The 25,068-nt window shown below is 68.9% G+C and carries 24 protein-coding genes; 11 read left to right on the plus strand and 13 right to left on the minus strand.

The genetic code is table 11. The features are described 5' to 3' along the window. The first annotated feature begins 19 nt into the window (after window positions 1-19). The 9 genes from LQ772_RS12765 (at window position 20) to LQ772_RS12805 (ending at window position 9,621) form a co-directional block, all read left to right on the plus strand. Window positions 20-553 (plus strand): TlpA family protein disulfide reductase, encoded by a 534-nt coding sequence (locus tag LQ772_RS12765; protein WP_231321263.1) that lies wholly within the window; start codon window positions 20-22, stop codon window positions 551-553. Between the two features lie 203 nt (window positions 554-756). After that, window positions 757-963: a hypothetical protein gene (locus LQ772_RS12770; RefSeq protein WP_231321264.1), complete on the plus strand. Its 207-nt coding sequence runs from the start codon at window positions 757-759 to the stop codon at window positions 961-963. 95 nt (window positions 964-1,058) lie between these two features. Then, window positions 1,059-4,601: a DNA polymerase III subunit alpha gene (gene dnaE, locus LQ772_RS12775; protein WP_231321265.1), complete on the plus strand. Its 3,543-nt coding sequence runs from the start codon at window positions 1,059-1,061 to the stop codon at window positions 4,599-4,601. Window positions 4,602-4,803: 202 nt separating this feature from the next. Then, on the plus strand, window positions 4,804-5,760 hold the full coding sequence (locus tag LQ772_RS12780) for an acetyl-CoA carboxylase carboxyltransferase subunit alpha (RefSeq protein WP_231321266.1): 957 nt from the start codon (window positions 4,804-4,806) through the stop codon (window positions 5,758-5,760). A gap of 4 nt (window positions 5,761-5,764) precedes the next feature. Continuing rightward, window positions 5,765-6,151 (plus strand): VOC family protein, encoded by a 387-nt coding sequence (locus LQ772_RS12785; protein ID WP_231321267.1) that lies wholly within the window; start codon window positions 5,765-5,767, stop codon window positions 6,149-6,151. A 113-nt stretch (window positions 6,152-6,264) separates the two neighbouring features. Further along, a complete protein-coding gene (locus LQ772_RS12790) occupies window positions 6,265-7,020 on the plus strand; it encodes an NYN domain-containing protein (RefSeq protein WP_231321269.1) in 756 nt (251 codons plus the stop codon). Beyond that, entirely contained in the window at window positions 7,013-8,317 is a 1,305-nt protein-coding gene (gene tilS, locus LQ772_RS12795) for a tRNA lysidine(34) synthetase TilS (protein WP_338029229.1), read from the plus strand. The genes LQ772_RS12790 and tilS overlap by 8 nt, the downstream gene beginning before the upstream one ends. A 151-nt stretch (window positions 8,318-8,468) precedes the next feature. After that, entirely contained in the window at window positions 8,469-8,726 is a 258-nt protein-coding gene (locus LQ772_RS12800; protein ID WP_231321270.1) for an exodeoxyribonuclease VII small subunit, read from the plus strand. After that, a complete protein-coding gene (locus LQ772_RS12805) occupies window positions 8,686-9,621 on the plus strand; it encodes a polyprenyl synthetase family protein (RefSeq protein ID WP_231321271.1) in 936 nt (311 codons plus the stop codon). The genes LQ772_RS12800 and LQ772_RS12805 overlap by 41 nt, the downstream gene beginning before the upstream one ends. A 71-nt stretch (window positions 9,622-9,692) precedes the next feature. Here the strand turns inward: LQ772_RS12805 and LQ772_RS12810 are convergent, their stop codons facing one another. Then, window positions 9,693-10,154, minus strand: coding sequence for a DUF4870 domain-containing protein (locus LQ772_RS12810; protein WP_231321272.1), 462 nt, complete (start codon window positions 10,152-10,154; stop codon window positions 9,693-9,695). Between the two features lie 88 nt (window positions 10,155-10,242). Further along, window positions 10,243-11,595 (minus strand): metalloprotease PmbA, encoded by a 1,353-nt coding sequence (pmbA, locus tag LQ772_RS12815; RefSeq protein ID WP_231321273.1) that lies wholly within the window; start codon window positions 11,593-11,595, stop codon window positions 10,243-10,245. An 89-nt stretch (window positions 11,596-11,684) separates the two neighbouring features. Between pmbA and LQ772_RS12820 the strand changes: the two genes are divergently transcribed. Then, window positions 11,685-11,924 carry a DUF1653 domain-containing protein gene (locus LQ772_RS12820; protein ID WP_231321274.1) on the plus strand — a complete coding sequence of 80 codons (240 nt, stop codon included), beginning with the start codon at window positions 11,685-11,687 and terminating at the stop codon, window positions 11,922-11,924. After that, window positions 11,921-12,484 (plus strand): ribosome biogenesis factor YjgA, encoded by a 564-nt coding sequence (yjgA, locus tag LQ772_RS12825; RefSeq protein WP_231321275.1) that lies wholly within the window; start codon window positions 11,921-11,923, stop codon window positions 12,482-12,484. The genes LQ772_RS12820 and yjgA overlap by 4 nt, the downstream gene beginning before the upstream one ends. Window positions 12,485-12,923: 439 nt before the next feature. Here yjgA and LQ772_RS12830 read toward each other — a convergent pair whose 3' ends face one another. From LQ772_RS12830 to LQ772_RS12880, 11 genes are all read right to left on the minus strand, one after another. Then, on the minus strand, window positions 12,924-14,192 hold the full coding sequence (locus LQ772_RS12830) for a threonine/serine exporter family protein (protein WP_231321276.1): 1,269 nt from the start codon (window positions 14,190-14,192) through the stop codon (window positions 12,924-12,926). After that, a complete protein-coding gene (locus LQ772_RS12835) occupies window positions 14,189-14,635 on the minus strand; it encodes an NfeD family protein (protein WP_231321277.1) in 447 nt (148 codons plus the stop codon). Before LQ772_RS12835 ends, LQ772_RS12830 begins: the two co-directional genes overlap by 4 nt. Window positions 14,636-14,723: 88 nt before the next feature. Then, the gene (locus LQ772_RS12840; RefSeq protein WP_231321278.1) at window positions 14,724-15,668 is read right to left on the minus strand and encodes an SPFH domain-containing protein; all 945 of its coding nucleotides are present in this window, start codon (window positions 15,666-15,668) and stop codon (window positions 14,724-14,726) included. Window positions 15,669-15,763: 95 nt separating this feature from the next. Continuing rightward, the gene (locus LQ772_RS12845) at window positions 15,764-17,140 is read right to left on the minus strand and encodes a sensor histidine kinase (RefSeq protein ID WP_231321279.1); all 1,377 of its coding nucleotides are present in this window, start codon (window positions 17,138-17,140) and stop codon (window positions 15,764-15,766) included. Window positions 17,141-17,168: 28 nt separating this feature from the next. Continuing rightward, the gene (locus tag LQ772_RS12850; RefSeq protein WP_231321280.1) at window positions 17,169-17,504 is read right to left on the minus strand and encodes a hypothetical protein; all 336 of its coding nucleotides are present in this window, start codon (window positions 17,502-17,504) and stop codon (window positions 17,169-17,171) included. 135 nt (window positions 17,505-17,639) lie between these two features. Further along, complete coding sequence (locus tag LQ772_RS12855) at window positions 17,640-18,977, minus strand: sigma-54-dependent transcriptional regulator (RefSeq protein WP_231321282.1); 1,338 nt, start codon at window positions 18,975-18,977, stop codon at window positions 17,640-17,642. An 82-nt stretch (window positions 18,978-19,059) separates the two neighbouring features. Then, window positions 19,060-20,289 carry an ABC transporter permease gene (locus tag LQ772_RS12860; protein WP_231321284.1) on the minus strand — a complete coding sequence of 410 codons (1,230 nt, stop codon included), beginning with the start codon at window positions 20,287-20,289 and terminating at the stop codon, window positions 19,060-19,062. A gap of 10 nt (window positions 20,290-20,299) precedes the next feature. Next, a complete protein-coding gene (locus LQ772_RS12865; RefSeq protein ID WP_231321286.1) occupies window positions 20,300-21,604 on the minus strand; it encodes an ABC transporter permease in 1,305 nt (434 codons plus the stop codon). Between the two features lie 169 nt (window positions 21,605-21,773). Further along, window positions 21,774-22,997 (minus strand): ABC transporter permease, encoded by a 1,224-nt coding sequence (locus LQ772_RS12870; protein WP_231321287.1) that lies wholly within the window; start codon window positions 22,995-22,997, stop codon window positions 21,774-21,776. Between the two features lie 9 nt (window positions 22,998-23,006). Continuing rightward, window positions 23,007-24,329: an ABC transporter permease gene (locus LQ772_RS12875; protein ID WP_231321288.1), complete on the minus strand. Its 1,323-nt coding sequence runs from the start codon at window positions 24,327-24,329 to the stop codon at window positions 23,007-23,009. A gap of 38 nt (window positions 24,330-24,367) precedes the next feature. After that, window positions 24,368-24,904 (minus strand): ankyrin repeat domain-containing protein, encoded by a 537-nt coding sequence (locus LQ772_RS12880; protein ID WP_231321289.1) that lies wholly within the window; start codon window positions 24,902-24,904, stop codon window positions 24,368-24,370. Window positions 24,905-25,068 lie beyond the last annotated feature (164 nt).

The following is a 25,068-nucleotide window of genomic DNA, read 5'->3' on the forward strand; positions in this document are numbered from 1 at the left end:
TTCGTCGGGGGAGAAACGCATGCTTCGCAAGATCGCATTGGCCCTGCTGGGTCTGGCGTTGGGCTTTGGCGCCCGCGCGGACGTCAAACCGGGCGAACCCGCGCCTTCCGCGCTCGGCTCGGACCTGCACGGGCACGCGCTCGACGTGCCGGCACTGCACGGCAAGGTCGTGGTGCTCAGCTTCTGGGCCACCTGGTGTGGCTACTGCATGAAGGAGATGCCGGTACTGGCCAGCCTTCAGAACGTCGCGGACGAAAAGCACCTCCCGCTGCAGGTCGTGCTGATCAACTCCCAGGAAGACCGCGACGTCTTCCGCCACACCAGCGGCGTGCTGCGCAGGCAGGCGCCGGGCGTGCTCGCCACCTGGGACCGCCACGGCGAGATCGGCAAGCCCTACGGCGCCGACCGCAGCATTCCCGTGATGGTGATGCTGCGACGGGATGGCACGGTAGCGCACGTGCACGTCGGCTACGGAGAGGACATGCTCGACAGCCTGCTCGCCGAGATCAACGCGTTGCTGCAGGAACCGCAGGCCGCGGCAAAGGGCTCCTGACCGCGCTGCCCGGCGGGCCGATCGTCCTCGCGACCGGGCGCGACAACGCGCTGCACACCGGGGGAAAATAGGCCATAGGTCTATGCAACTTTTCGCGAAAGTGGAGCATCCTATCCACGTGGGAAGACGGCCAAGCGGCCTCTTCCAGCGTTCGCACGGACGCCGTGTCCTCCACCGCGGAACCCCTCCGCAGGAGTCGTGCCATGTTGTCGCGCTTCTTCCACGTGCGCTCTGCACTCAAGCCCTTCGCCGCGCCATCGGCCAGTCCCACCGTCGAAGCCGACGAGGCTCGACCAGCCAGCGATCCCTACTACCACCACGTCGACTACGACCGGCATTCGCTGGAGACCAGCGGCTTCGACCACTATGTCGAGTGGAACGAGGACGACGAGCGGTTTTTCGTCCATTGAGCACGGCCGCGAGGCCGTCTCCGCTGTCAAGCTTGTGGGAAGCGGGCACCGCAGCGTAGCCTTCACGGACTAAGCCGGGGAATGCTCCCGAGTCCTTGATGTCCGCACGCTTCGTCCACTTCCACCTGCACAGCGAGTACTCGCTGGTCGACTCGACCATCCGCATCAAGGCGCTGGTCGATGCATGCGTGCGCGAAGGCATGCCGGCGGTGGCGCTCACCGACGACAGCAACATGTTCGCGCTGGTGAAGTTCTACAAGGCGTGCAGCGGTGCGGGCATCAAGCCGATCGGCGGTTGCGACCTGTGGGTCGGCTCGCCGGACGATCCGCGCCCGTGGCGACTGACCCTGGTCTGCCAGAACCGCGAGGGCTATCTCAACCTGTCGCGCCTGGTGTCGCGGGCCTGGCGCGACGGCCAGCACGGCGGCAAAGCGCTGATCGAGGCGAGCTGGCTGACCCCGGACGCCACTGCCGGGCTGATCGCCCTGCTCGGGCGCGAGAGCGAAGTCGGCCGCATTGCGGTGAGCCATGGCGTGGATCCGGGCGTCGCGCGGCTGCAACCCCTGGCGCGACTGTTCCCCGACCGCCTGTACCTGGAGCTGACCCGCTGCGGCCGCGAAGGCGAGGAAGCCTGGAATACCGCCGCGCTGGCGCTGGGCGATGCGCTCGAGCTGCCGCTGCTGGCCAGCAACGACGTGCGCTTCCTCAAGCAGGACGACTTCGAGGCGCACGAGGCGCGCGTATGCATCAACCAGGGGCGCGTGCTGGCCGACCCGAAGCGCCCGCGCGACTACTCCGACCAGCAATACCTGAAGTCCCCGACGCAGATGGCGGAACTCTTCGCCGATCTGCCCGAGGCGCTCGAGAACACGGTCGAGCTCGCCAGGCGCTGCAACCTGGAACTGAAGTTCGGCACGTATTACCTGCCCGACTTCCCGGTGCCGCAGGGCTACGATCTCGACAGCTACATCCGCGAGACCGCGCGCGCCGGCCTGAAGGAGCGCCTCGCCGCCAATCCGCTCGCCGCCGGCTACACGCTGGCCGATTACGAAGCGCGATTGGAGCGCGAGCTCGACGTCATCATCGAGATGGGCTTCCCCGGCTACTTCCTGATCGTGGCCGACTTCATCAACTGGGGTAAGCAGAACGGGATTCCGGTCGGCCCGGGCCGCGGCTCGGGCGCCGGTTCGCTGGTCGCCTGGGTGCTCAAGATCACCGACCTGGACCCGTTGCAGTTCGACCTGCTGTTCGAGCGCTTCTTGAACCCTGAACGCGTGTCGATGCCCGACTTCGACATCGACTTCTGCATGGATCGGCGCGACGAGGTGATCGACTACGTCGCGCGCAAGTACGGCCGCGAGCACGTCAGCCAGATCATCACCTACGGCTCGATGGCGGCCAAGGCGGTGCTGCGCGATTCGGGCCGCGTGCTGGGCATGGGCTACAACGCGGTCGACAAGATCGCCAAGCTGATCCCGCCGCGCCCGCTGGACCTGACGCTGTCCGATGCGCTCGGCCGCTCGGAGAAGTCCAGGAAGGAACCCGACCGCGTCGTCAGGGAATTCTGCGAGCTGTACGAGCAGGACGAAGAAGCGCGCACGCTGGTCGACCTCGCGCTCAAGCTGGAGAACCTCACCCGCAACGTCGGCAAGCATGCCGGCGGCGTGGTGATCGGTCCCCGGCCGCTCACCGAATTCGCGCCGATGTACTGCGAGCCGGGCGGCGGCGGCATGGTGACCCAGTACGACAAGGACGACGTGGAAGCCGTCGGCCTGGTCAAGTTCGACTTCCTGGGTCTGCGCACGCTCACCATCATCGACTGGGCAGTCAAGGCAATCAACGTGCGCCGCGCCCAAGCCGGCGAGCCGCCACTGGACATCAGCGCATTGCCGCTGGACGACCCGGCGCCGTACGAGCTGCTCAAGAAGGCGCAAACGGTCGCGGTATTCCAGCTTGAATCCTCCGGCATGCAGCGCATGCTCAAGGACGCCAAGCCCGACCGCTTCGGCGACATCGTGGCGCTGGTGGCGCTGTACCGCCCCGGCCCGATGGACCTGATTCCCAGCTTCGTGGCGCGCAAGCATGGCCGCGAGGACGTGGAATATCCCGATCCGCGCGTCGAACCGATCCTGAAAGAGACCTACGGCATCATGGTCTACCAGGAGCAGGTGATGCAGATGGCGCAGATCGTCGGCGGCTATACGCTCGGCGGCGCCGACCTGCTGCGCCGCGCGATGGGCAAGAAGAAAGTCGAGGAGATGGTCAAGCACCGCGCGACCTTCCGCGAGGGTGCCGCGAAGGACGGGCTGCCGGGCGACAAGGCCGACGCCATCTTCGACCTGATGGAGAAGTTCGCCGGCTACGGCTTCAACAAGTCGCACGCGGCCGCTTACGCGCTGGTCTCCTATCAGACCGCGTGGCTGAAGGCGCACTACCCGGCCGAGTTCATGGCCGCGACCATCTCCTCGGACATGGACAACACCGACAAGGCGGTGACGTTCCTGGACGAGTCGCGCGCGATCGGCCTGACCATCCTGCCGCCGGACGTGAATGCCTCGGACTTCATGTTCGTCGCCGTCGAGCCGAAGGTGATCCGCTACGGCCTGGGTGCCATCAAGGGCGTCGGCCAGGGCGCCTGCGAGTCCATCGTCGAGGAGCGGCGGCGCGGCGGCCCCTACACGGATCTTGCCGACTTCTGCCGGCGCGTCGATTCGGCCAAGCTCAACCGCCGCGTGCTCGAAGCGCTGATCCTGTCCGGCAGCCTGGATGCGCTCGCGCCCAACCGCGCCAGCCTGATGCTGCAGCTGCCCGACGCGATCAAGGCCGCCGAGCAGCACCTGCGCGACAAGCAGTCCGGCCAGAACGACATGTTCGGCGCGCTGATGGGCACCAGCACGCCGGCAGTGCAGATCGAGCTGCCGACCGCACCCGAGTGGCCGCTTGAGCAGAAGCTGCAGGGCGAGCGCGAGACGCTTGGCCACTACCTTTCCGGCCACCCGACCGACCCGTGGCGCGAGGAGCTGGCCCAGCTGTCCACCTGCCCGCTGGGCGAGATCGCCGACCGCTACCAGCCGCCGCGGCCGCGCAAGAACGACGGCGAGGAAAACCGTTTCCGCCGCGGGCCGGACACGCCCTGGACCGTCGCCGGCATGGTCACCGCGGTACGCAAGCGCGGCGACAGCGACGCCTTCGTGCGGCTCGAAGACGGCACCGGCATCATCGAGGTGAGCTTCTTCGGCGAGGTCTACCAGCAGGTCGCGCCATTGCTCACCCGCGACGAGATGCTCATCGTCGAGGGCGGCCTGCGCATCGATGACTTCTCCGGCGGCGGCTTCCAGCTGCGCGCCCGCGGCGCCATGACCCTGGCCGACGCCTGCCGCCGCCACGCCCGGGCGCTCAGGGTCAAGCTCAACGGCATCGGCCCCGGTTTCGAGCAGGAACTCAAGCAGACGCTGGCCGGCTACCGTGGCGGTCGCGCCACGGTGATCCTGCACGGCTACCACAACCGCAGCGCCCAGGCCGACCTGGAGCTGGGCGAGCAGTGGCGCGTGGACGCCATCCCCGACCTGCTCCGTGCGCTGCGCGGGCTGTCGTGGGTGGAAGCGGCGAAGCTCCGGATCGTCAAGTCCGAAGCCTGATCCCAAACCCTCCCCTACCCCAGAAAACGCCGTCCACCCTGAGCGCAGGCCGCGGTGCCGAAATCGAAGGCGGCCTCTGTGCGGACGCGGCGCCGGGGTTCGCGCCGCCACGCCCAGCGCGAGCCGCCCCATACGCGCCCGTTCCCGCCTTTGCACCCACCCCGGCTATACTGGCCCGCTCAGCGTCACGAATCGCCTGCGAATGAACCCCAACTTCCTCGATTTCGAACAACCGCTCGCCGAACTGGAAGCGAAGATCGAAGAACTGCGCCATGCCAGCCATGGCCAGGCGTTCAACATCGACGAGGAAGTCGCGCGCCTGCGCGAGAAGCTCAAGGTCAAGACCGCCGAGATCTTCCGCAACCTCAACTCCTGGCAGATCACCCAGCTTTCGCGCCATCCGGCGCGGCCCTACACGCTCGACTACATCGGCGTGATCTGCGAGGAGTTTCAGGAACTGGCCGGTGACCGTGCGTTTTCCGATGACGCCGCCATCGTCGGCGGCCTGGGCCGAATCAACGGCCGGCCGGTGATGATCATCGGCCACCAGAAGGGCCGCGACACCAAGACCAAGGTACGCCGCAACTTCGGCATGCCCCGCCCTGAGGGTTACCGCAAGGCGCTGCGCCTGATGAAGATGGCCGAGCGCTTCGGCCTGCCGCTGCTGACCTTCATCGACACCCCCGGCGCCTACCCCGGCGTGGGCGCCGAGGAGCGTGGCCAGAGCGAGGCGATCGCCCGCAACCTGCTGGAAATGGCCGACCTGAAGACCCCGATCGTGTGCACGGTGATCGGCGAAGGCGGCTCCGGCGGCGCGCTGGCGATCGGCGTGGGCGACCGCGTCAACATGCTCCAGTACTCGACCTATTCGGTGATCTCGCCCGAAGGCTGCGCCTCGATCCTGTGGAAGAGCCAGGACAAGGCGCGCGACGCCGCCGAGGCGCTGGGCATGACCGCGCCGCGCCTGCACGAGCTCGGCCTGGTCGACAAGGTGATCCGCGAGCCGCTGGGCGGCGCCCACCGCAACGCGCGCTCGATGGCGGTGCGCCTCAAGGCCGTGCTGATGAACCAGCTCGACGAACTCGAAGCGATCGCCGCGCCGGACCTGCTGGAGCAGCGTTACCAGCGCCTGCGCAGCTACGGCGCCTACGCGGAATAAGTCCATGACCGGCGTGCGCGGCCTCGCCCATGCCAACATCCGCGCACCCGAGGCGATGATCGAGCGCCTGCGCCGCTTCTACATCGACGTGGTGGGCCTGCGCGAAGGCCCGCGGCCGGCGTTCCGCTCCGGCTCGCGCGGCCATTGGCTCTACGCCGGCGAGACCGACGTGCTGCACCTGACCGTCGCAGGGCCGGGTGATGCAGTTCCCACGCGAACCGGCCACCTCAACCATCTTGCCTTCGCCTGTACCGACCTCGACGTCACCCGCGCGCGCCTGGACGCGAGCGGGCTGGCGTACGAGGTCGACGGGGTGGACGAACTGGGCCAGGTGCAACTTTTCCTCACCGATCCCAGCGGCCTGGACATCGAGCTCAACTTCAGCCGCTGATCCCGTGGGAGCGTACGTCTGCGCGACCGGGATGCCTGCGGTCGCGCGGTTGCTCCTACACGAGCCACGCCCGCCCACGGTTACTATCGGGGTCCGTCCCGAAGGGCATCGCCATGGCCGACCACGCCAAGCTCGCCGTATTGATCGACGCCGACAACGCCCAGCCCGGCCTGGCCGAGGGCCTCCTCGCCGAAGTGGCCCGCTACGGCACCGCCCACGTCAAGCGCGCCTACGGCGACTGGACGGACAACCACCTGCGTGGCTGGAAGGACCGGCTGCTGGACCTGTCGATCCAGCCGATCCAGCAGTTCGGCTACACCAAGGGCAAGAACGCCACCGACTCGGCGATGATCATCGATGCGATGGATCTGCTTTACACCGGCCGCTTCGACGGCTTCTGCATCGTCTCCAGCGACAGCGACTTCACGACGCTCGCGCGCCGCATCCGGGAATCGGGCCTGACCGTCTACGGCTTCGGCGAACGCAAGACACCCGGGCCGTTCGTCGCCGCCTGCGACAAGTTCATCTACACCGACGTGCTCGGCGAACCCGACAGCGACAACGAGAAGCCCGCCGAGCCCGCGCAGCGCATGAACACGCAGGAGCTGCGCCAGGACGCGCGGCTGGTCAATCTGCTGCGCAATGCGATCGAGGACGCCGCCGACGATACGGGCTGGGCGGGCCTCGGCGCCGTCGGCAGCATGGTCAGCAAGCGCGCGCCGGAGTTCGACTCGCGCAACTGGGGCTACGGCAAGTTGAGCGGCCTCATCGGCGCGATCGGGCTGTTCGAGACCGAAGACCGCCAGCTCGGCAACGGCAAGCACATCTACGTGCGCAACAAGAAGAAGAAACCGTCCGGCCGTGAGTAGTCCGCGCACGCTGGCCGACACGCTCGGCCACGCCCTCGACCGCCACCCGGACGGGCCGCTGTGCGTTGCCTTCAGCGGCGGGCCTGACTCGACCGCCCTGTTGCATGCGCTGGCCGCGCTGCCTCAGGCGCGCGCGCGCGGCCTGCGCGCGTTGCACGTGGACCACGGATTGCATCCGCAAAGCGGCGACTGGGCCACGCAGGCGGCGGCGTTCTGCGCAACGCTGGGTATCGACTGCGAGGTGCGCAGGGTCGAAGTCGCACGCGCCGGTGGCGAAGGCCTGGAAGCGGCCGCACGGCACGCGCGCTACGCCGCCTTTGCCGGCGCACTGCGTTCGGGCGAATGGCTGTTGCTGGGACATCACCGCGACGACCAGGTCGAGACGGTGCTGCTCAAGCTGCTTCGCGGTGCCGGTCCGCAGGGGCTCGGCGGCATGCGCGTGATCCGCCCGCTGGGTCGTGGCTGCCTCTGGCGCCCGCTGCTGGACCTGCCTCGCGAGGTGTTGCGTGCCTACGTCGAAGCCCACGCGCTGGCCTGCGTCGATGACCCGTCCAATCGCGACACCACCCTGGCGCGCAACCACCTGCGCCACGAGATCCTGCCGCGCCTGCGCCGGCACTGGCCGCACGCCGCCGATTCCATCCTGCACAGCGCCGCGCTCTGCCGCGCCGCGGATGAAAGTTTGCGAGCGCGTTGGCGGGACGCTTTCGCCGCGCTGCACGACCCCGCCAGCGGCAGCCTCGATGCCCAAGGCTGGCTCGCCCTCGACGCTGCACTGCGCGAGCCGCTGCTCGACCACTGGCTGCACGCTCGGGGCCTGCCCGCACCGACCGCTGCGCAGCGTCGGCAGATCGAGCGCCAGTGCCACGCCCGCGCAGGCCAGCAGCCGTGCGTGCGCTGGCCAGGGGCCGCGCTGCATATCTGGAAAGACAGGCTATGGGCGCATGCGCCGCGGCCATCATTCGATCCGCGCTGGGAGGCCCGCTGGCACGGCGAGGCGTTGGCCCTGCCCGACGGCGGCCATCTCTCGCTTGCTCCGGCCCGCCGCCTGCCCACGCCTCTCACCGTGCGGCTGCGCCAGGGTGGCGAACGGATCAAGCCCCTCGGCGACCGCCACACCCGCGAGCTGCGCGACCTGTTCCAGCAGGTGGCGCTTGCGCCATGGCAGCGCGAAGCCTGTCCGCTGCTCTATGACGGAGACGAGCTGCTTGCGGTGGCCGACCTGTGGCGTACGGCTTCGGGCGCGGAGTTGTTCGAGGCGCTGGGCGCCTGGCCGCGCTGGATCCGGGCCGACTGAGCGCCGCCGGCCCGCGCGGAAGCCCGCGCGTGGGCGATGCTTTTCATATCGAGCCGCCACGCCCACAAGTGGGCTTCTGCAAGGGAGTTCCAAGCTTCGGCTCCGCGCCGGACATTGATTCCAACCCCCTGCTGCGCTAGCGTTGCGGCCCATGGCCAAACCCGCTCCCGCCTCCGCGGAAACCCCATCCGTCGCCGACTTCGAGCATTCGCTGGACGAACTCGAGCAGCTGGTGGCGCGCATGGAAGGCGGCGAGTTGAGCCTGGACGAATCGCTGGCCTCGTTCGAGCGCGGCATCGGCCTCTACCGTCACTGCCAGCAGGCCCTGGACAAGGCCGAACTGCGCGTGCGCCTGCTGCTCGATCCCGATGCGCCCGACGACGCCGAACCCTTCGAATCCGACCTCTGACGCGCCGCTCCAACTCGGCCCCCGGCTGCTCGCGCTGACCGCGCGCGCCGACGCCGCGCTGGCGCGCGTGCTGCCCTCCGAGCAACAGCCGCCACTGGAGTTGCACCGGGCCATGCGCTACGCCGTGCTGGGTGGCGGCAAGCGGCTGCGTCCGCTGCTGGTCTACGCCGCCGGCCACGCGCTGGGCATGGACGGGATCGAACTGGACGCACCCGCCTGTGCGGTGGAGCTCATCCACGCCTACTCGCTGGTACATGACGATCTCCCGGCGATGGACGATGACGCCCTGCGCCGCGGGCGGCCAACCTGCCATATCGTCTACGGCGAGGCGATGGCGATCCTGGCCGGCGACGCGCTGCAGGCGCTGGCCTTCGAAATCCTTGCCCACGATCCGCACACCGGCGCCGACGCCGCGCGCACGCTGGAGATGCTGCGCGTGCTCGGCCGCGCCTGCGGCGCGGAAGGCATGGCGGGTGGCCAGGCGCTGGATCTGGCGGCCGTGGGCCGCAAGCTCACGCTGGACGAACTCGAACACATGCACGCCTGCAAGACCGGCGCGCTGATCCGCACGGCCGTGCGGCTGGGTGCCCTCGCCGCCGGCGCGGACGCGAACGCGCTCGATGCGCTGGACCGCTACGCGGGCGCCGTCGGCCTTGCGTTCCAGGTACGCGACGACATCCTCGACGTGGAAGGCGAATCGGCGGTGATCGGCAAGACGGCCGGCAAGGACGCGGCGGCCGACAAGCCGACCTTCTCCTCGATCATCGGCCTGGAGGCTTCGCGCGCGCGCCTGGCCGAACTCACCACCACCGCGCTGCAGGCCATCGCCCCGTTCGGCGATCGGGCCGTGCTGCTCCGGGAACTGGCGCACTACGCAGCCAATCGCTCCCACTAGAAAGACTGAGGGAGCGCATCGCTGCGCTCCCTCAGGCAATCCGGCGGGCCGGAGCCCGCGCGTGGAGTTACTTACTTGATCAGTCGCAGCGTGAACGGATAACGGTAACGCTCGCCCTCGTTCGCCTTGATCGCGGCGATGATCGTGAACACCAGCCAGGCGATGCCGACCAGGATGCCGACCGGCACCGTCAGCAGCGCGCCGAAGCCGAAGGTGACCAGGGTCAGCAGCAACAGCGCCACGCCGACGATGGCCAGGGTGATGTTGAAGTTCAGCGCTTCCTTCGCCTGGTCATCGACGAAGGGCATGGTGTCCTTCTTGATCAGCCAGATCACCAGCGGGCCGATGAAGCAGCCCAGGCCGGCGAACGCGCCGGTGAGCAACCCGCCCACCAGCGCGGACAGATGCGCGAACAGCGCCCACTGGCGCTCCTCGTGGCTGGGCATGCCGACCGAATCGATCGGCTCGGGCGGCGGGACCGGCTCGCCCGAAGGCGGCGGGGGCGGGACGACGGAATCGGGTGGAACGCTCATGCCAGGCTCCTCTTTCCTTCGATGACGCCGGCCTGTCGCCGGTGCCGCGATGCTAGCAAAGCCACGCGGCGACGCCATAGGCCAAAGGCTATTGGCCGCCGACCGTCATCCGGTCGAGCAGGATCGAGCCGGTCAGGATCTGCGCCCGCCGGTCCACGTCGCTGCCCACCGCCACGATGCCCGCGAACATGTCGCGCAGGTTGGCGGCGATGGTGATCTCTTCCACCGGGAAAGCGACCTGCCCGTTCTCGACCCAGAAGCCCGCCGCGCCGCGCGAGTAATCGCCGGTCAGCGTGCTCACGCCCTGTCCCATCACCTCGGTCACCACCAGGCCGGTGCCCATGCGCCGGAGCAGCGCAGCGAAGTCGTCCGGGCCGGACTCGACCAGCAGGTTGTGGATGCCACCGGCGTTGCCGGTCGACTCCAACCCCAGCTTGCGCGCCGAGTAGCTGCCGAGGATGTAGCGCGCCAGCACGCCATTCTCCACGAGCGCGCTGTCGGCGGTGGCCACGCCCTCGGCGTCGAACGCGCCCGAACCCATGCCGCGCGGCAGGAATGGCCGTTCGACGATGTTCATCCATTCGGGCATTACCCGCTTGCCCGCGTGGTCGAGCAGGAAGCTGGCCTGCCGGTAGAGCGCGCCGCCGCTCACCGCGCTGACCAGGTGACCGATCAGCCCGCGCGCGAGTTCAGGCACGAACAACACCGGGCACTGGCGCGTGCCCAGGCTGCGCGAGTTCAGCCGCGCCAGCGTGCGCTCGGCCGCCTTGTCGCCGAGCGCCTGCGCGCTCATGAAGTCGCTCGCGTCGCGCACCGAGTCGTACCAGTAATCGCGCTGCATGCCGTCGCCCTCGCCGGCGATCAGCGAAAGCGAGAGCGCATGCCGCGTGGCGCGCTCGCGCCCGACGAAACCGTGCGAGTTGGCATATACCGACAGGGTCTGGCCCGCCTGTACCGCCGCCCCGTCGGAATTGGTGATGCCCGCGTGCGCACGGCCGGCCGCCTCGATCTGCTGGCCCAGCGCGATCGCCTCGGCCGTGTCGACCTGCCAGGGATGCCACAGGTCCAGGTCCGGGAAGCTCGTCGCCATGCGCGCCGGATCGGCAAGGCCCGCGGCGGGGTCGGCTTCGGTGTAGCGCGCGATCGCGCAGGCCTGGTCGATCGTGGCCTGGATCGAAGCCGGGTTGAGGTCGGCGGTGCTGGCCGTGCCCTTGCGCTGGCCGAAGTACACGGTCAGGCCGAACCCGCGGTCGCGCGTATGCTCGACCGTCTCCACCTCGCCCAGGCGGACGTTCACGCTGAGACCGCTGTCGATGCTTGCCGCCACCTCGGCCGCACTGGCGCCCGCCACGCGCGAGCGGCGGATCACGTCCTCGGCGAGCTCGGCCAGGCGGTCGAGTTCCTGATGGCTGGTGTCGGCGGTCAAGGCGGCTGCACTCACGGGGCGTTCCTTCAGGCAGGTAGAATGGGCGGCGACAAACGCACGACTTCCGGAGATGGGGTCGCCCTGCCCGATCAAAAGGAGCGCGCATGGCACCGGTCCCCGGCATCTACCGACACTACAAGGGCCAGCGCTACGAAGTGCTCGGCATCGCCCGCCACAGCGAAACGCTGGAGGAACTGGTCGTGTATCGCGCACTGTATGGCGAACACGGCCTGTGGGTGCGCCCGATGGCCATGTTCAGTGAAACCGTCACGATCGACGGCGAACCCGTGCCCCGCTTCGCGCTGGAAACGCCCAGCCAACCCGATTCCATGGAAAGCCAGTGAGCCCGAGCCGCAGCCGCAACCAGACCGAACTCGACGAGCAGGACTATGGTCCCAGCCGCACCCAGCAGCGCCGCGAGGCACTCGCCGTGCTGGCGCTCGCCAACCAGCTGGTCGAGTTGCCGCCCAGCCGCCTGGCCAAGCTGGAGCTGCCCGAGGAGGTGCGCGAGGAGATCGCCAACGTGCGCCGGATCAGCTCGCACATCGCGCGCAAGCGGCAGCTGGCGTTCCTGGCCAAGAAGATGCGCCGGCACGAGGACGCGGTGTTCGACAGCGTGCGCGCCGAACTCGGCGAGAACCGCGAGCGCCAGCGTCAGGAAACGGCCGCCATGCATCGCCTGGAAGCGCTGCGCGAACGGCTTCTCGACGACGACGAAGCCGTCGCCACGCTGATCGCCGAGCACCCTTCCGTCGACCGCCAGCACCTGCGCTCGCTGATCCGCCAGGCGCGCAGCGAGCGCGCGGCTAACAAGCCGCCGCGGGCGTACCGCGAGATCTTCCAGTTGCTGAAGGATCTGCAGCAGGAAGATGCCGGCGATGAGGGTGAGGACGCCGAGGACTGAAAGACCCATCGCCTTCGCTGATCGCCAAGGCGAGCCCGACCCCTCACCCCAACCCTCTCCCCGGAGGGAGAGGGCGCATCTCTTTGGCAAGCGCCAACTTTCCAGCCATCTGCTTTCGCCGCGCGCGCAGCCCGGCTCTGCGCTCTGGCTCTGCGCTTTAGCTCGGCGCCTTTGCTTCCCAGGTCCCCTATGGCGCGGCGGGCGGGTGGTGGATCAGCCCGCAGGGTGGCCGGCAGGACGCCGGCCAGTTTTTCGCCGGGGCAGGAAGCCCCGTCGAAAAACCCCGCCATCCGCACGTGCACCCGGGGGGCCGAAGGCCCTAGGGCGCGCCATCGGGGTGCCCTTCTCTTTGGTTACTTTCTCTTGGGCAAGCAAGAGAAAGTGACTCGGGCGCCGACAGGCGTCCGAAAGCTATTCGCTGGGCGAAAAACTCTTCGCTCTAGAGCGACCGCCGGGGTGAAACCAGCAAGTCACCGAACAACAACCCCGCCACCAGCGAAATCAGCAAAGTGATCAACAGGATGAAACTGTCCATCCCGAGCGTCGTATCCCGCTCGAACAGATAGGACACGCTGCGAAATCCCACACTGCCCGGCACCAGCAGGATGATCCCCGGCTCGCGTATCACCGCCCCCGGCCGATGCATGTACCGCGCATAGAGATTCGCCAGCGCCCCCAGCAACAACCCGCCGAGGAACACGCCAAACGGCGCCCCCGGAATCGCCCCCGACAGCAACCCGCCCCAGCGGGTGGCCAGATAGCCCACGACCACCGCCGCCATCACGATCAGCCAGTCGCGCCGCGCCGCGCGGAACAGGATCGCAAAGCCCAGCGCGCCGATCAGCAACGACGGCCAATCCATCCATCGCGGCAGAGGCGGCAACACGAAGGTGCCGGGGTAGATGCCGAACGCGGCGCACACCTGACTGGCCGCCACGGTGCCGAAGGTGAGTTTGAGCAGGGTGGCGATGGCCCCGCCCATGCGCGCCGTGCCCGAAGTCAGGTGCTGGCTGGAAATCTCCCGCACCGCCGTGGTCAGCGACATGCCCGGGATCAGCACGATCAACGCCGCGAGCACCACCGACTTGATCGCCAGCGGCACGATGAAGGCGCTGACCAGGATCGCGCCGGCGGTCGCCACCAGGGCGCTGATCGCCTCGCTGGCGGCGGCCAGCCGTGGCCGCGTGCCCGAGAGCACCGTGATCAGGCCGATCACCAGGCCGATCGCACCGGCCACCACCAGGTCGGCCCAGGAACTGTGCAGGAACAGCGCCGCGACACTGGCGGCCGACAGCCCGTAGCTGCCGACCACGGCGGCCTGGGCGCGCCGCGTCTCCGGCCGGCCCAGGTCGCGCAACAGGCGGAAGCCTTCGCGGAGGCCAAGCTCGCCGGCGATGGCGCGGTCGGCGATCGCGTCGGCCTCGCAAAGGCGCGCCAGGTGCACGTCGCCCGGTGGTAGCCGCATCACCTGGGTGACCTGGGCCAGCCCTTCCTCGCTCTGGCTGGGGTCGGCAAAGGAAATGATGATCGCGGTCGGACTGGACCATACGTCCGCGACCAGCGCCAGCCGCTGCGCGGCGGCGGCGATGGCTATCTCCAGGCGCGCCGCGGAGGTGCCGTATTGATGCAGCCGGCGCGCCAGCTCGACCAGGAAGGCGATCCGCGTATCGACTGGCGCCTGCGCCGCGCCTGCGATCAAACCGCTCATGCGGCGGGCCGCACCTGTAGCGTATTGCCATCGACGCCGACTACCTCGACGGTGGCGCCAAGCGGCAGGTCCGGACCGTTGACCAGCCATTCGCCATCGCCCACGCGCGCCTTGCCGCGGCCGTTGACGATCGGCTCGATCAGCACGTAGCGCCGGCCGACCATCTGCGCACCGCGGCGGTTGAGCCGCTCGCCGGTGGACTCGGTGCGCCGCAGCTTCGGTCGCAGCATCCACGCGTAGACCGCGCAGGCGAGGAAGGCCAGCACCGCGAAGGCGATCGCCTGCCCCAGCAGCGAAAGATCCGGCACCAGCCAGGCCAGCATGCCGGTGGCCGCGGCGCCGATGCCGATCCACAGCAGGAAGTAGCCCGGCAGGGCGACCTCCAGCCCGATCAGCAGCAAGGCCAGCAACCACCACAGGTGATGCGCGGAAAGTAGTGACATCGATGGAGCTCCTGCCAGGTCCTCGGGATGAGCCGTCGCGCGAGCCGTCGACTCCGCAGCGTTACGCCGGAATGGAACGACCGGGAATCTACCGCGGCGGGGGGACGATCTTGGCCGAGCCCTGCTGCGACATCGCCTCCTTCGCCAGCTCGGCGATGCCCGCCAGCGAACCGATCACGCCGGTCGCTTCCATCGGCAGCAGCAGCATCTTCTGGTTGGGCGAGTGTGCGATTTCCTTCAGCGCCTCGACGTACTTGTTGGCAACGAAGTAGTTGAGCGCGTTGATGTTGCCGCTGGCGATCGCGTCGGACACCATCCGGGTCGCCTCGGCCTCGGCCTCGGCCAGCCGGATGCGCGCCTCGGCTTCGCGGAAGGCCGCTTCCTTCTTGCCTTCGGCGGCCAGGATCGCGCTTTGCTTCTCGCCGTCGGCCTTGAGGATCGCCGCCTGCTTGAAGCCCTCGGCCTCCAGGATGTTGGCACGCTTCTCTCGCTCGGCTTTCATCTGCCGCGCCATCGAATCGATCAGGTCGCGCGGTGGCGCGATGTCCTTGATCTCGATGCGGTTGACCTTGACGCCCCACGGGTGGGTGGCCTCGTCCACCACGCGCAGCAACTGCGCATTGATCGCATCGCGCTTGCTCAGGGACTCGTCCAGGTCCATCGAGCCCAGCACCGTGCGAATGTTGGTCATCACCAGCGCCAGCGACGCCTGCTCCAGGTTGGCCACCTCGTAGGCGGCCTTGGCCGCGTCCAGCACCTGGTAGAACACCACGCCGTCCACGCGCACGACTGCGTTGTCCTTGGTGATGACGTCCTGCGAGGGGACGTCCAGCACCTGCTCCATCATGTTCATCCTGGCGCCGACGGCCTGGTAGAACGGCACCAGGAAATGCAGGCCCGGGCTCAGCGTGCGGGTGTAGCGACCGAAGGTCTCCACGGTCCATTCGTAGCCCTGCGGCACGATCCGCACCAGCTTGGCGATCACGATGATCACCAGCAACACCAACACCACGCCGATTATCCAGCTGCCCATGGCCCCCTCCTGTGGTTGAGCGACCAGTATAGGCGCGCGATGCCTGCAGGGCGCGCCTGTGCGCGCCCACGGGCCGGTCCAGCACCGGCGCGCTCCTACTGGTTTCTTGCCGGCAGCAGCAGGCTGACCCGCAGGCCGCCATCCTCGCGGTTGGCCAGCGTGATGCGCCCGCCGTGCGCCTCGGTGATCTCGCGCGCAAGCGCCAGCCCGAGGCCGGTGCCCGCGCGCTTGGTCGAATAGAACGGCAGCAGCGCCTGCGCCAGCACCGTCTCGCTCATGCCCGGACCGCGATCGGCCACTTCGATGCGCCAGTCGTGGCCGACCTGTGCCAGCGCGATCGTCACGCCGTCCTCGGCGCCGCCCGCCTCGTGCGCGTTCTTGATCAGGTTGATCAGCACCTGCTCGATCTGCGCCTTGTCGAACCAGCCCGGCTCGGTCGGCACCGGCCCGGCCAACTGGAACCGGCAGTGCAGCGCAAGGCTGTCAAGGAACGCCTGCCAGTCGATCGCCTGAGGCTGCGGCGCCGGCAACTTGGCGAAGCTGGCATAGCCGGCGATGAAGCCGTGCAGGTGGCGCGCGCGCTCGCCGATGGTGGCGAACACGCCGGGCAGCCGCGCCAGGTCGCCGCGGCGAGCCAGTTCCGCGCCCGAATGCGCCAGCGAGGAAATCGGCGCCAATGAGTTGTTGAGCTCGTGGCTGATCACGCGGATCACCCGCTTCCACGTCGCCACTTCCTGGCGCGACAGCTCGCGCGTCATGCGGCGCAGCGAATACAGCTTGTGCGGCCGTCCCTGCAGCCGGAACAGCCGCTGGGACAGGTGGAACGTTTCCTCGGCGCCGTCCATGGGTACGCTGAGCAGCGCATCCTCGCCGCTCTCCACTGCGCGGCGCAGCGCCTCGGGCACGTTGAGCAGCAACTCGCCGAAATCGAGGCCGTTGAGGCTGCGCCCCTCGTTGAACAGGTGCCGCGCGGCGATGTTGGCGTAGGCGATGCGTCCCTGGGCGTTGGCCAGCACCAGCGACACGGGCGTGTGCTGCACCACCGTGTCCAGCAACAACTCGCGCTGTACCAGGTGCTGGCGCTGCTCGCGCAGGGTCTGGCCCAGCGTGTTGTGCATGCGGATCAGCGCGCCGAGTTCGTCGCGCCGGTCGGCCGCGATCGAGAAGCTGAAGTCGCCGTCGCGGAAACTCGCCACCGCGCCTTCCAGCGCACGCAGCAGGCGGCGGATCGGCGACATCACCTGCCCACCCAGCCAGAACGCCAGCGGCAGCAACACCAGCATGGTGGCGAGCAGGCTCCCGGAGATGCCCGGCCAGGTCGGCAGATGGACGCCCAGGCGCGGGTCGTGGCGCAGCCACGCCAGCACCTGGGGCATGGGCCACTGGGTGAGGCCGGCATAGACCAGCGCGCCGCTGAGGCTCGCCAGCAAGAGCAGCCCGGTCAGTCGGACCTGCAGCGATCTCAGTTGCATGCGACGCTCCGGCCCCGGGACGGTTGCGTCAGTGGCACGCAGGATCCATCGGAGTCTGCGGGCAGTTGACTGCCGGACGGCCATTGCGATCCATGGTGCCCATGGTGCCGACCGCGGCATGACCCGAATGCTGCTGCGCCGCGTTGCCCGGGGGTTGGGTATAGCTGTCGCGCTCCTTGAACTTGAAGTGCGATGCGGACTTCTTCTCCTTCACCCCGGGAATGGCATCGGCCCGATAGCTCGCCGTGGAAGCCGGCGCCGGGGTGCTCCAGCTGTCGCTGGGCTGGGTGGAGGGTGGCACCGCCTGGGCGTGGGCCCCGGCAGCCGCCAGCAGCGAGGCAAGCACGATGATCCGGATACGCATGGTTCCTGCTCCTTGGGGACTGGCGTCGATCATCCCGCGCGCCCGTCGTACCGGCAACCGCCGTTGTGGACTGCAGGGTGGGCTTCAGCCCGCCAGCCTCGCGCAGGGCCCCAGCCCACCCTGCGCCAGGCGCCGTCAGCTCGTCGCCAGCCCGTAGCGCTCCATGCGCCGGTACAGCGCCTGGCGCGACAGCCCCAGCGATTGGGCGGCCCGGCTGACCACGCCGTCGGCGCGGTGCAGCGCGGTCTCTACCGCCTCGCGGCTGGGTTCGTCCAGGTTGCGCGCAACCGCAGGCGTGTGCTGCGGCAGGTTGAGCAGTTGCGGCGTCACCACCCCGTCGGTCGCCAGCAGCGCGGCGCGTTCGATCGCGTTCTTCAGTTCGCGCACGTTGCCAGGCCAGGGATAGGTCGCCAGCGCCTCGCGCGCGGCGTCGCCGAGCTCGGCGCGCCCGTCGAGGAAGTATTCGGCTAGCGGGACGATGTCGTCGGTGCGCTCCGCCAGCGGCGGCAGGTTCACCTCGATGACGTTGAGTCGGTAGTAGAGGTCTTCGCGGAAGGTGCCGGCGCGCACCATCGCCTTGAGGTCGGCATTGGTCGCCGAGAGCACGCGCACCTTGACCTGCCGCGTGCGGCCCGAGCCCAGCCGCTCGAACTGCCCGGTTTCCAGCACGCGCAGCAGCTTCACCTGGCCCGGCAGCGGCAGATTGCCGATCTCGTCCAGGAACAGCGTGCCGCCGTCGGCCAGCTCGAAGCGGCCCTCGCGCGCCTTGTTGGCGCCGGTGTAGGCGCCGGCATCGGCGCCGAACAGTTCCGCCTCGATCAGCTCGCCCGGAAGCGCGCCGCAGTTGACCGCCACGAACGGCCCGTTCCGGACCGGCGAGTTCGCATGCACGATGCAGGCGATGCGCTCCTTGCCCGCGCCGTTGGGGCCGGTGATCAGCACCGGCACGTGCGAGCGGGCCACCTGGCAGGCGAGCTCCAGCGTCTGCGCCATCGCGTCGGAAGCGAACACCAGCCCGTCCAGCTCGTAGGTCTGGCGCAACACGTCGCGACGCCGGCGGCGCTCGCGACGGGTGCGGTTGACCTCGCGGGTGGACTCGGAAAGCTCCAGCAGGTTCTCCACCGTGGCCAGCAGCTTGGTGTCATCCCACGGCTTGGCCACGTAGTCGGCGGCGCCGGCCTTGACCAGCTCCACCGCGGTTTCCAGGTGGGTCCAAGCGGTCAGCAGGATTACCGGCAGGTCGGTGTGGCGCTGGCGGATCGCGCGGAACAGCGCCACGCCTTCCTCGCCCGAGGTGGTGTCGGCGGTGAAGTTCATGTCCTGGATCACCACGTCGACGAGCTCGCGGTCCAGCGCCGCCAGGCCCTCCTGCGGCGTGACCGCGATCAGCGGGCGGATGTCGTGCAGCGAGAGCAGCAGCGACAGCGCCTCGCCCACCGCGGGGTTGTCATCAATGATCAGGACGGTTCGCATTTTTTTCCTGCACATGCCGGCATGGATGCATCTCCACGCCAAAAGGTTGCCACAGGTCCGCCAAAGGGGAAGCCATTACCCTTCAGACCGACCGCGTCGCCACCACCGGCGGCACGCGCGAGGCGCGCAGCGCCGGCGCCAGTACCGAGAGCTGGCCCAGTGCCCACAGCGCCAGCGCGCCGACCGGCAGATACCACAGCGGCAGGCGCGGCAGCTCGTAGCGGCTCATCAGCAGCAGGTTCAGCGCCAACGCCAGCAGCATGCCCAGCGCCACGCCGCCGCCCACGATCAGGGCGTTCTCGGCCTGGAAGTAACACAGGATGTCCGCGCGAGTGGCGCCGATCGCGCGCCGGATACCGATCGCGCGCGTGCGCTGCTGTACCCAGAAGTTGGCCAGGCCAGCCACGCCCAGCGCCGTGACGAACAGCAGGCCCAGCGCGGCGGCCAGCAGCAGGCCGACCATGGTGCTGTCGCGCTGGAAGTAATCCTCGCGCATCTGCGTGTAGGTGCGTTGGCCAGTTTCGGGGATCAGGCGGTTGGGGTCGAGCGCCTGCAGGGTGGTCACGGCAGCGGCGAGCACGCGCGCGCGATCGGCCGGCGCGCTGCGCAACAAGTAGCTGGTCTCGTTGTCATCGGGCAGTTGCGGCCACAGCATGACCTCGCCGTCGCTGCCGTCGCCGCGCAGCATCGGCCGAACGGTGTCGCTGACGATGCCGATCACCCGGCTGCTGTGGCGGCCGGCGTAGACCACCTGCCCCAGCGGATCCTTGCCGCCGAAGAACTTTTTCGCCGCCGCCCCCGTCAGCAGGATCGACGGTACATCGCCAGTGACGTACTCGTCGGCGGTGAAGTCGCGCCCGGCGATCACGTGCAACCCCAGCGCGCCAAGGAAGCCCGGCCCACCGCTGTAGGTGTCGATCGACATGCAGCCGGTGTGATCCAGGCTGCTTGCAACCATCGCACGCTTGAGCGCCTCCTCGTTGGGGCAGACGCCGTAGCTGTTCACGCTGCTGCTGAAGGGCAACGCCCAACCCACCGCGACGGCTGCCGTCACCCCGGGAATCCGGCGCAGAGCATCCAAATCTGCTGCATGCCGCGCCTGATGGTTCTCGTCCTTGGCAGTGCCCTCCACTCGGATCAACGAGAGCTCCTGCTCGGCCAGCCCGCTGGGCGTGTGGATGCGCTGCACGCGCTGGGCCACCATGAAGGCGGCGTTGGCGACGATCGCCAGCGTGAGCGCCACCTGCAGGATCAGCAGGCTGGCGGTGAGCTTGTGATGGCGCAGGCTGGAAAGAATCGGACGCAAAGGCATGGCGTGGTCCTCACTGTGCCTTCAGTTGCAGGGCGGGAACGACGCGACTGGCGCGCCAGGCCGGCAGCATGCCGGCCAACAAGCTGCCGGCGATCGCCAGCAACACGGTCAGCGCCAGCATGGACAGATCCATCCGGGCGATGTGTGCGTAGCTGTCCGGCCGATGCCGTACGCTCCACAACCCGGCTTGCGCGATGGCGATGCCGAGCAGGCCGCCGAGCAGGCCCACCAGCGCCGACTCGATGCCGAACTGCAGGAAGATGTCGCGCCGCGTCGCCCCCAGTGCGCGGCGGACGCTGACCTCGCCACTGCGACGCAGGAACTTAGCCAGTAGCAACGCCACGATGTTGACCAGGCAGACGATCAGGAAGCTCAGCGCCAGCCAGAGCTGGAGACGCAGATCGCCCGGCACCAGCTTCTCGTGTTCCAACCAGCCCATCAACGGATACAACGCGGCGTTCTGCGACGAGCGCTCGAACCGCCCCAACCGTTTCTGTTCGGCCGAGTAGTCGACCAGGAACTGGCGGTAGTTGCGCACTTGCGCGGCGTCCTTCAGCCGCACCCACACCTGCAGCCAGGTGTAGTAGCCGCTGGTCTTGCCGCCCTCCTTCCAGCTCGCCTGGTTGCCGCTGACGCTCATCCCCAGGTCCAGCGCGGTGGCCAGCGGCAGGAAGAAGCGGTCCGCCTCGCCGTAATTGCCCTTGCCAGCGGCGTCGGCATAGAACTGCGGCTGCGGCGCCCACTCGGAAGTTACGCCCATCACCTGGAAGCGTGCATCGCCCAGCCGTACCGTGCGGCCCACCACGTCGGTGCGACCGAACAGTTGCATGGCCAGTCCGTGGCTGAGTACCGCCACCCGTGCACGGGCTTCGTCGTCCGCCATGGTCCAGCCCCGCCCCTGTTCGAAGCGCAGTCCGAACAGGTCGAAGAACCCGGCCGTGGCATAGCGCCCACCCACCCGGAACGGCAAGCGGCCGGTCTGCACTGGCCACACCAGCACCCGGCCGCCGGCCATCGCGGCCTGCTGGTCCGCGCGATGGGCCTTGAGCATCGCCATGGCGTCGGGCCAGGTGAAGTTGTCGCTGGGATCCCCCCAGTCGTTGTTGGTCGGGTAGTTCGCCGGCAATGGATCCAGGTGCGGGTAGTAAAGCTGGGCGCTCAGTGCCGGCAACGGATCGCGGGTCATCACGTGCAACACGGTCAGCATGGTCATGCTGGCGCCGATGCCCAGGCCGATCGCCAGCACCATCAGGCTTGTGAGGACCGGACTGCGCCGGAGGCTGTGCAGGGCGAGATCGAGGTAGTAGGCGAACATTCCGTGTGCTCCTGGCGAATCGAACGCTGCGGCGAGGTCACCCCCATCCGCCCTTCGGGCACCTTTCCCTCTTGGCACGGGAGAAGGATCATTTGCGCGCCCATCTTCCGAGCCTTCCTCCGCACGCGGGGGAAGGTGCCGACAGGCGGAAGGGACTCCTGCGGCGATCTCACACCGACCGTGTCGCCACCACCGGCGGGACCGCCGCCGCGCGCAGCGCCGGCGCCAGCACGGCCAGCTGGCCCAGCACCCACAGCGAGAGCGCGCCGATCGGCAGGTAGTACAGCGGCAGGCGCGGCAGTTCGTAATGGCTCATCAGCGCGAGGTTCAGGCCGAAGGCCAGCACCATGCCCAGTCCGATGCCGAAGCTGACGATCAGGAAGTTCTCGGTCTGGAAGTAGCGCAGGATGTCGCTGCGCGTCGCGCCCAGTGCGCGGCGCACGCCGATCTGCTTGCGCCGCTGCGCGACCCAGAAGCTGGCCAGGCCGACGATGCCCAGCGCGGTGACCAGCAGCAGCGCGGCGATCACGCCGACCAGCATGCCGGCCATGGCGCGGTCGTTGCGGAAGTAGCGGTGGCGCAGGTCGCCCAGGGTCTGGCTCTGGTCCAGGTCGAGCACGCCCTCCGGAACGGCGCGGATCAGCGCGGCGCGTGCGTCGCGCAGCACGCGCGGCAGGTCGGCGGGCGCGGCCTTGATGACGTAGTTGCCGGCCAGCTGCCTGCCCGGCGCCATCGGCAGGAATATCGACCATTGCGCCGTGGCCACGCCGCGCGCGCCAGGCTCCGGCTGCGCCAGGTGGTCGAGGATGCCGGCGACGCGGAAATGGTACTTGTCGCTCCAGAAGTCCTTGCCGAGCGGGTTCTTGCCCGGCCACAGGTGCTCGGCCAGCGGGCGAGTGATCCACACCGGCGCATCCAGCGGCAGCCAGGCGCCATCGGAGGGCTGGAAGTCGGCGCTCGAGAAGCGCCGCCCCTGCACCGGACGTATCCCGATCGCTTCGGCGGCCGCGGGACCGCCGGCGTAGAAGTGCGGCACGGTGCCGTAGTGGCGCTCGGCCTGCCCGGGCGGGTCCAGCGTGATGCCTGCATACCCGCTGGGCGCGCCGAACGGCAGCGAACTGACGACCGCGGCCGCCTGCGTGCCCGGCACCGTGCGCAACGCGGACAAGGCGCGCGCATTGAGGTCCGATTCGTTGCAGCCGTCGCAATCGAGCCGCAACTGCGCGAGCGAGGACTCGTCCACGCCGCTGGGCACCTTCATCAGGTCCAGCCGCGAGACGATCAGGAAGCAGGCATTGCACAGCACCGCGCAGGCAAGCGCGATTTCGAGCGCGATCAGCAAGGTGGCAAGCCGGTGGCGGCGCAGCGCGGCGAGTATCGGTCGGATATCCATGATGCTTCCTTACAAGGTCTTCAGCTGCAGCGCCGGCGCCACGCGGCTCGCACGCGCGGCAGGCAACAGGCCGGCCGCCACGCTGGTGGCCACGGCCAGCACGAAGGTCACCGCGAACATCGAAACGTCCAGGTGCGCCATGTCCGCATACGCCACCGGCTGGTGCCTGACCAGCCACAGCCCCACCAGCGACAGCAGCCATCCGGCGATGCCGCCCAGCAACCCGATCATGCCGGCCTCCACCAGGCATTGTGCGAACACTGCGCCACGCGTGGCTCCGAGCGCGCGACGCACGCCGATCTCGCCGCTGCGGCGCAGGAACTTGGCCAGCAGCAGGCCCACCGTGTTGAACAGGCAGATCGCCAGGAAGGCGAACGCCAGCCAGGTCTGCAGCCGCACGTCGCTCGGCACCACGCCGTTGTAGTCCAGCCATTCGGTGAGGTTGCGCATGCGCGTGTTGCCGGCATGGCTGAAGCGGCCCAGCGCCATCTGCTGGGCCGCATAGGAAGCGACGAAGCGGCGGTAGTCGTCCGCCTTGCCCGCGTCGGCCAGTTCCACCCACAGCCGCACCCACACGCAAGGCGAGTCCTTGAGGTAACCGGGCCGTTCGGGCACCTGCCAGCAGGTGAACTGGTAGAAGTTGCCGTCGTTCAGATCCATGCCGGTGAAGAACGGCGTCATCACATCCTCGGGCTTGCCATAGAAGCCATCCGTATGGCCGTGCGCGAAACGGCCGCCGGCCACTTCGTAAAACAGCGGCGACGGGCGCCAGGGCGCCAGCACGCCGACGATGCGCACGTCCTTGTCGCGCAGCCGCAGCGTGCGACCGACGCTGTCCCTGCCGCCGAACAGCTTGTTGTTGAGGTCCGCCGAGATCACCGCCACGCGGCTGTGCCGGGCGTCGTCCTCGGCCGACCAGCTGCCGCCGTACTGGAAGGCAACGCCGAACATCGGGAAGAAATCGGCAGTGGCCGAGAGCATGTCGAGCTTGGAAGCGGGCACGTCCGAACCGGGCGCCGCGACCTTGATGGGGCTGGACACGACCAGCGCCTGGCGGTCGGCACGCTTCGCGCTCCACAGGTCCACGGCCGAGTGGTAGTCGAGCTCGTCGTAGGGCTCGTCCGAATCCTTGTTGGCCGGATCCGGGTCCACCTGCGGATAGAAGATGTGCTGGCTGCGGCCCGGCAGGGGATCGCCGGAAAGCAGCCGCATCACGGTAAGCGTGGTCATGCTCGCGCCGATGCCCACGGCGATGGCGAGCACCATCAGCGCGGTGAGCGTCTTGTTGCGCTTGAGGCTGCGCAGGGCGAGATCGAAGTAGTAGCCGAACATTCACTCACTCCATGGTTCGTCGGGGCGCGCCATCGGCCTCATCGGCGTGGCGTACCGCTTGCCGTCGCGCCCTTGCCGCGCAGGAAGCCCGCGACGGCATCGCCGCGGGCCTGGTTGAGGGGCGTGCGCCACTGGCCGTTGTCCGCCATGGCGCCAAGGTTGACGTCGGCGCCGTGCGAGGCCAGGTACTGCACGGCCGCCAGGTGATTGCCACGGACGGCCGTGATCAGCGCGGTCTCGTCGCCGGGGACGACGGCGTCCAGCCGCGCGCCGGCGTCCAGCAGTTGCGCCAGGGTGCCGACGTCGCCCGCCGCGGCCGCCGCGATCAGCGGATTGCCGTCACCGTGGCAGGCGCCGTTGACGTCCGCGCCCAGGCGAAGCAGCGCATCGACCATCGTCCGGTCGGCGCCCTGCGCGGCCACGATCAGCGGGCTGCCGTCGCCCGGCGCGCAGGCATCCACGCTGACGCCCGCGTGGACCTGCTGCCGCACGAGGTCGGTGCGGCCGTGCCGGACCGCTTCGACCAGCGCCGCCGCTTCTTCGGCATGGCCGGCTCGGGTGCCCGGCGGCGACACGGCCGCGGACGCCGTTGCGGGCAAAGCGCACGCGCCGACGCAGGCCGCGGCCAGTGCGCATGCCATCGAAAGAGGCAGGCGCCGGACGCTCCGGCGAGGCAACACGGAAGCTGGCGTACCCGATCGGGCGATGTGCTGCATGTTCATGGTCGTGTCTCCTCGAG

This window comes from Frateuria edaphi, assembly GCF_021117405.1.
Lineage (GTDB): Bacteria > Pseudomonadota > Gammaproteobacteria > Xanthomonadales > Rhodanobacteraceae > Frateuria_A > Frateuria_A edaphi.

What these genes read in the sequence shown, in the direction of transcription:
- LQ772_RS12820 (WP_231321274.1), top strand. Translation starts at nt 11,685, where the DNA reads ATGGCACCGGTCCCCGGCATCTACCGACACTACAAGGGCCAGCGCTAC.
- LQ772_RS12765 (WP_231321263.1), top strand. Translation starts at nt 20, where the DNA reads ATGCTTCGCAAGATCGCATTGGCCCTGCTGGGTCTGGCGTTGGGCTTT.
- LQ772_RS12855 (WP_231321282.1), bottom strand. Translation starts at nt 18,977, where the DNA reads ATGCGAACCGTCCTGATCATTGATGACAACCCCGCGGTGGGCGAGGCG.
- LQ772_RS12830 (WP_231321276.1), bottom strand. Translation starts at nt 14,192, where the DNA reads ATGAGCGGTTTGATCGCAGGCGCGGCGCAGGCGCCAGTCGATACGCGG.
- LQ772_RS12840 (WP_231321278.1), bottom strand. Translation starts at nt 15,668, where the DNA reads ATGGGCAGCTGGATAATCGGCGTGGTGTTGGTGTTGCTGGTGATCATC.
- LQ772_RS12875 (WP_231321288.1), bottom strand. Translation starts at nt 24,329, where the DNA reads ATGTTCGGCTACTACTTCGATCTCGCCCTGCGCAGCCTCAAGCGCAAC.
- LQ772_RS12785 (WP_231321267.1), top strand. Translation starts at nt 5,765, where the DNA reads ATGACCGGCGTGCGCGGCCTCGCCCATGCCAACATCCGCGCACCCGAG.
- LQ772_RS12835 (WP_231321277.1), bottom strand. Translation starts at nt 14,635, where the DNA reads ATGTCACTACTTTCCGCGCATCACCTGTGGTGGTTGCTGGCCTTGCTG.
- LQ772_RS12805 (WP_231321271.1), top strand. Translation starts at nt 8,686, where the DNA reads ATGCGCCCGACGACGCCGAACCCTTCGAATCCGACCTCTGACGCGCCG.
- LQ772_RS12780 (WP_231321266.1), top strand. Translation starts at nt 4,804, where the DNA reads ATGAACCCCAACTTCCTCGATTTCGAACAACCGCTCGCCGAACTGGAA.
- LQ772_RS12870 (WP_231321287.1), bottom strand. Translation starts at nt 22,997, where the DNA reads ATGGATATCCGACCGATACTCGCCGCGCTGCGCCGCCACCGGCTTGCC.
- LQ772_RS12810 (WP_231321272.1), bottom strand. Translation starts at nt 10,154, where the DNA reads ATGAGCGTTCCACCCGATTCCGTCGTCCCGCCCCCGCCGCCTTCGGGC.
- LQ772_RS12845 (WP_231321279.1), bottom strand. Translation starts at nt 17,140, where the DNA reads ATGCAACTGAGATCGCTGCAGGTCCGACTGACCGGGCTGCTCTTGCTG.
- LQ772_RS12860 (WP_231321284.1), bottom strand. Translation starts at nt 20,289, where the DNA reads ATGCCTTTGCGTCCGATTCTTTCCAGCCTGCGCCATCACAAGCTCACC.
- LQ772_RS12790 (WP_231321269.1), top strand. Translation starts at nt 6,265, where the DNA reads ATGGCCGACCACGCCAAGCTCGCCGTATTGATCGACGCCGACAACGCC.
- LQ772_RS12865 (WP_231321286.1), bottom strand. Translation starts at nt 21,604, where the DNA reads ATGTTCGCCTACTACCTCGATCTCGCCCTGCACAGCCTCCGGCGCAGT.
- LQ772_RS12850 (WP_231321280.1), bottom strand. Translation starts at nt 17,504, where the DNA reads ATGCGTATCCGGATCATCGTGCTTGCCTCGCTGCTGGCGGCTGCCGGG.
- LQ772_RS12770 (WP_231321264.1), top strand. Translation starts at nt 757, where the DNA reads ATGTTGTCGCGCTTCTTCCACGTGCGCTCTGCACTCAAGCCCTTCGCC.
- LQ772_RS12800 (WP_231321270.1), top strand. Translation starts at nt 8,469, where the DNA reads ATGGCCAAACCCGCTCCCGCCTCCGCGGAAACCCCATCCGTCGCCGAC.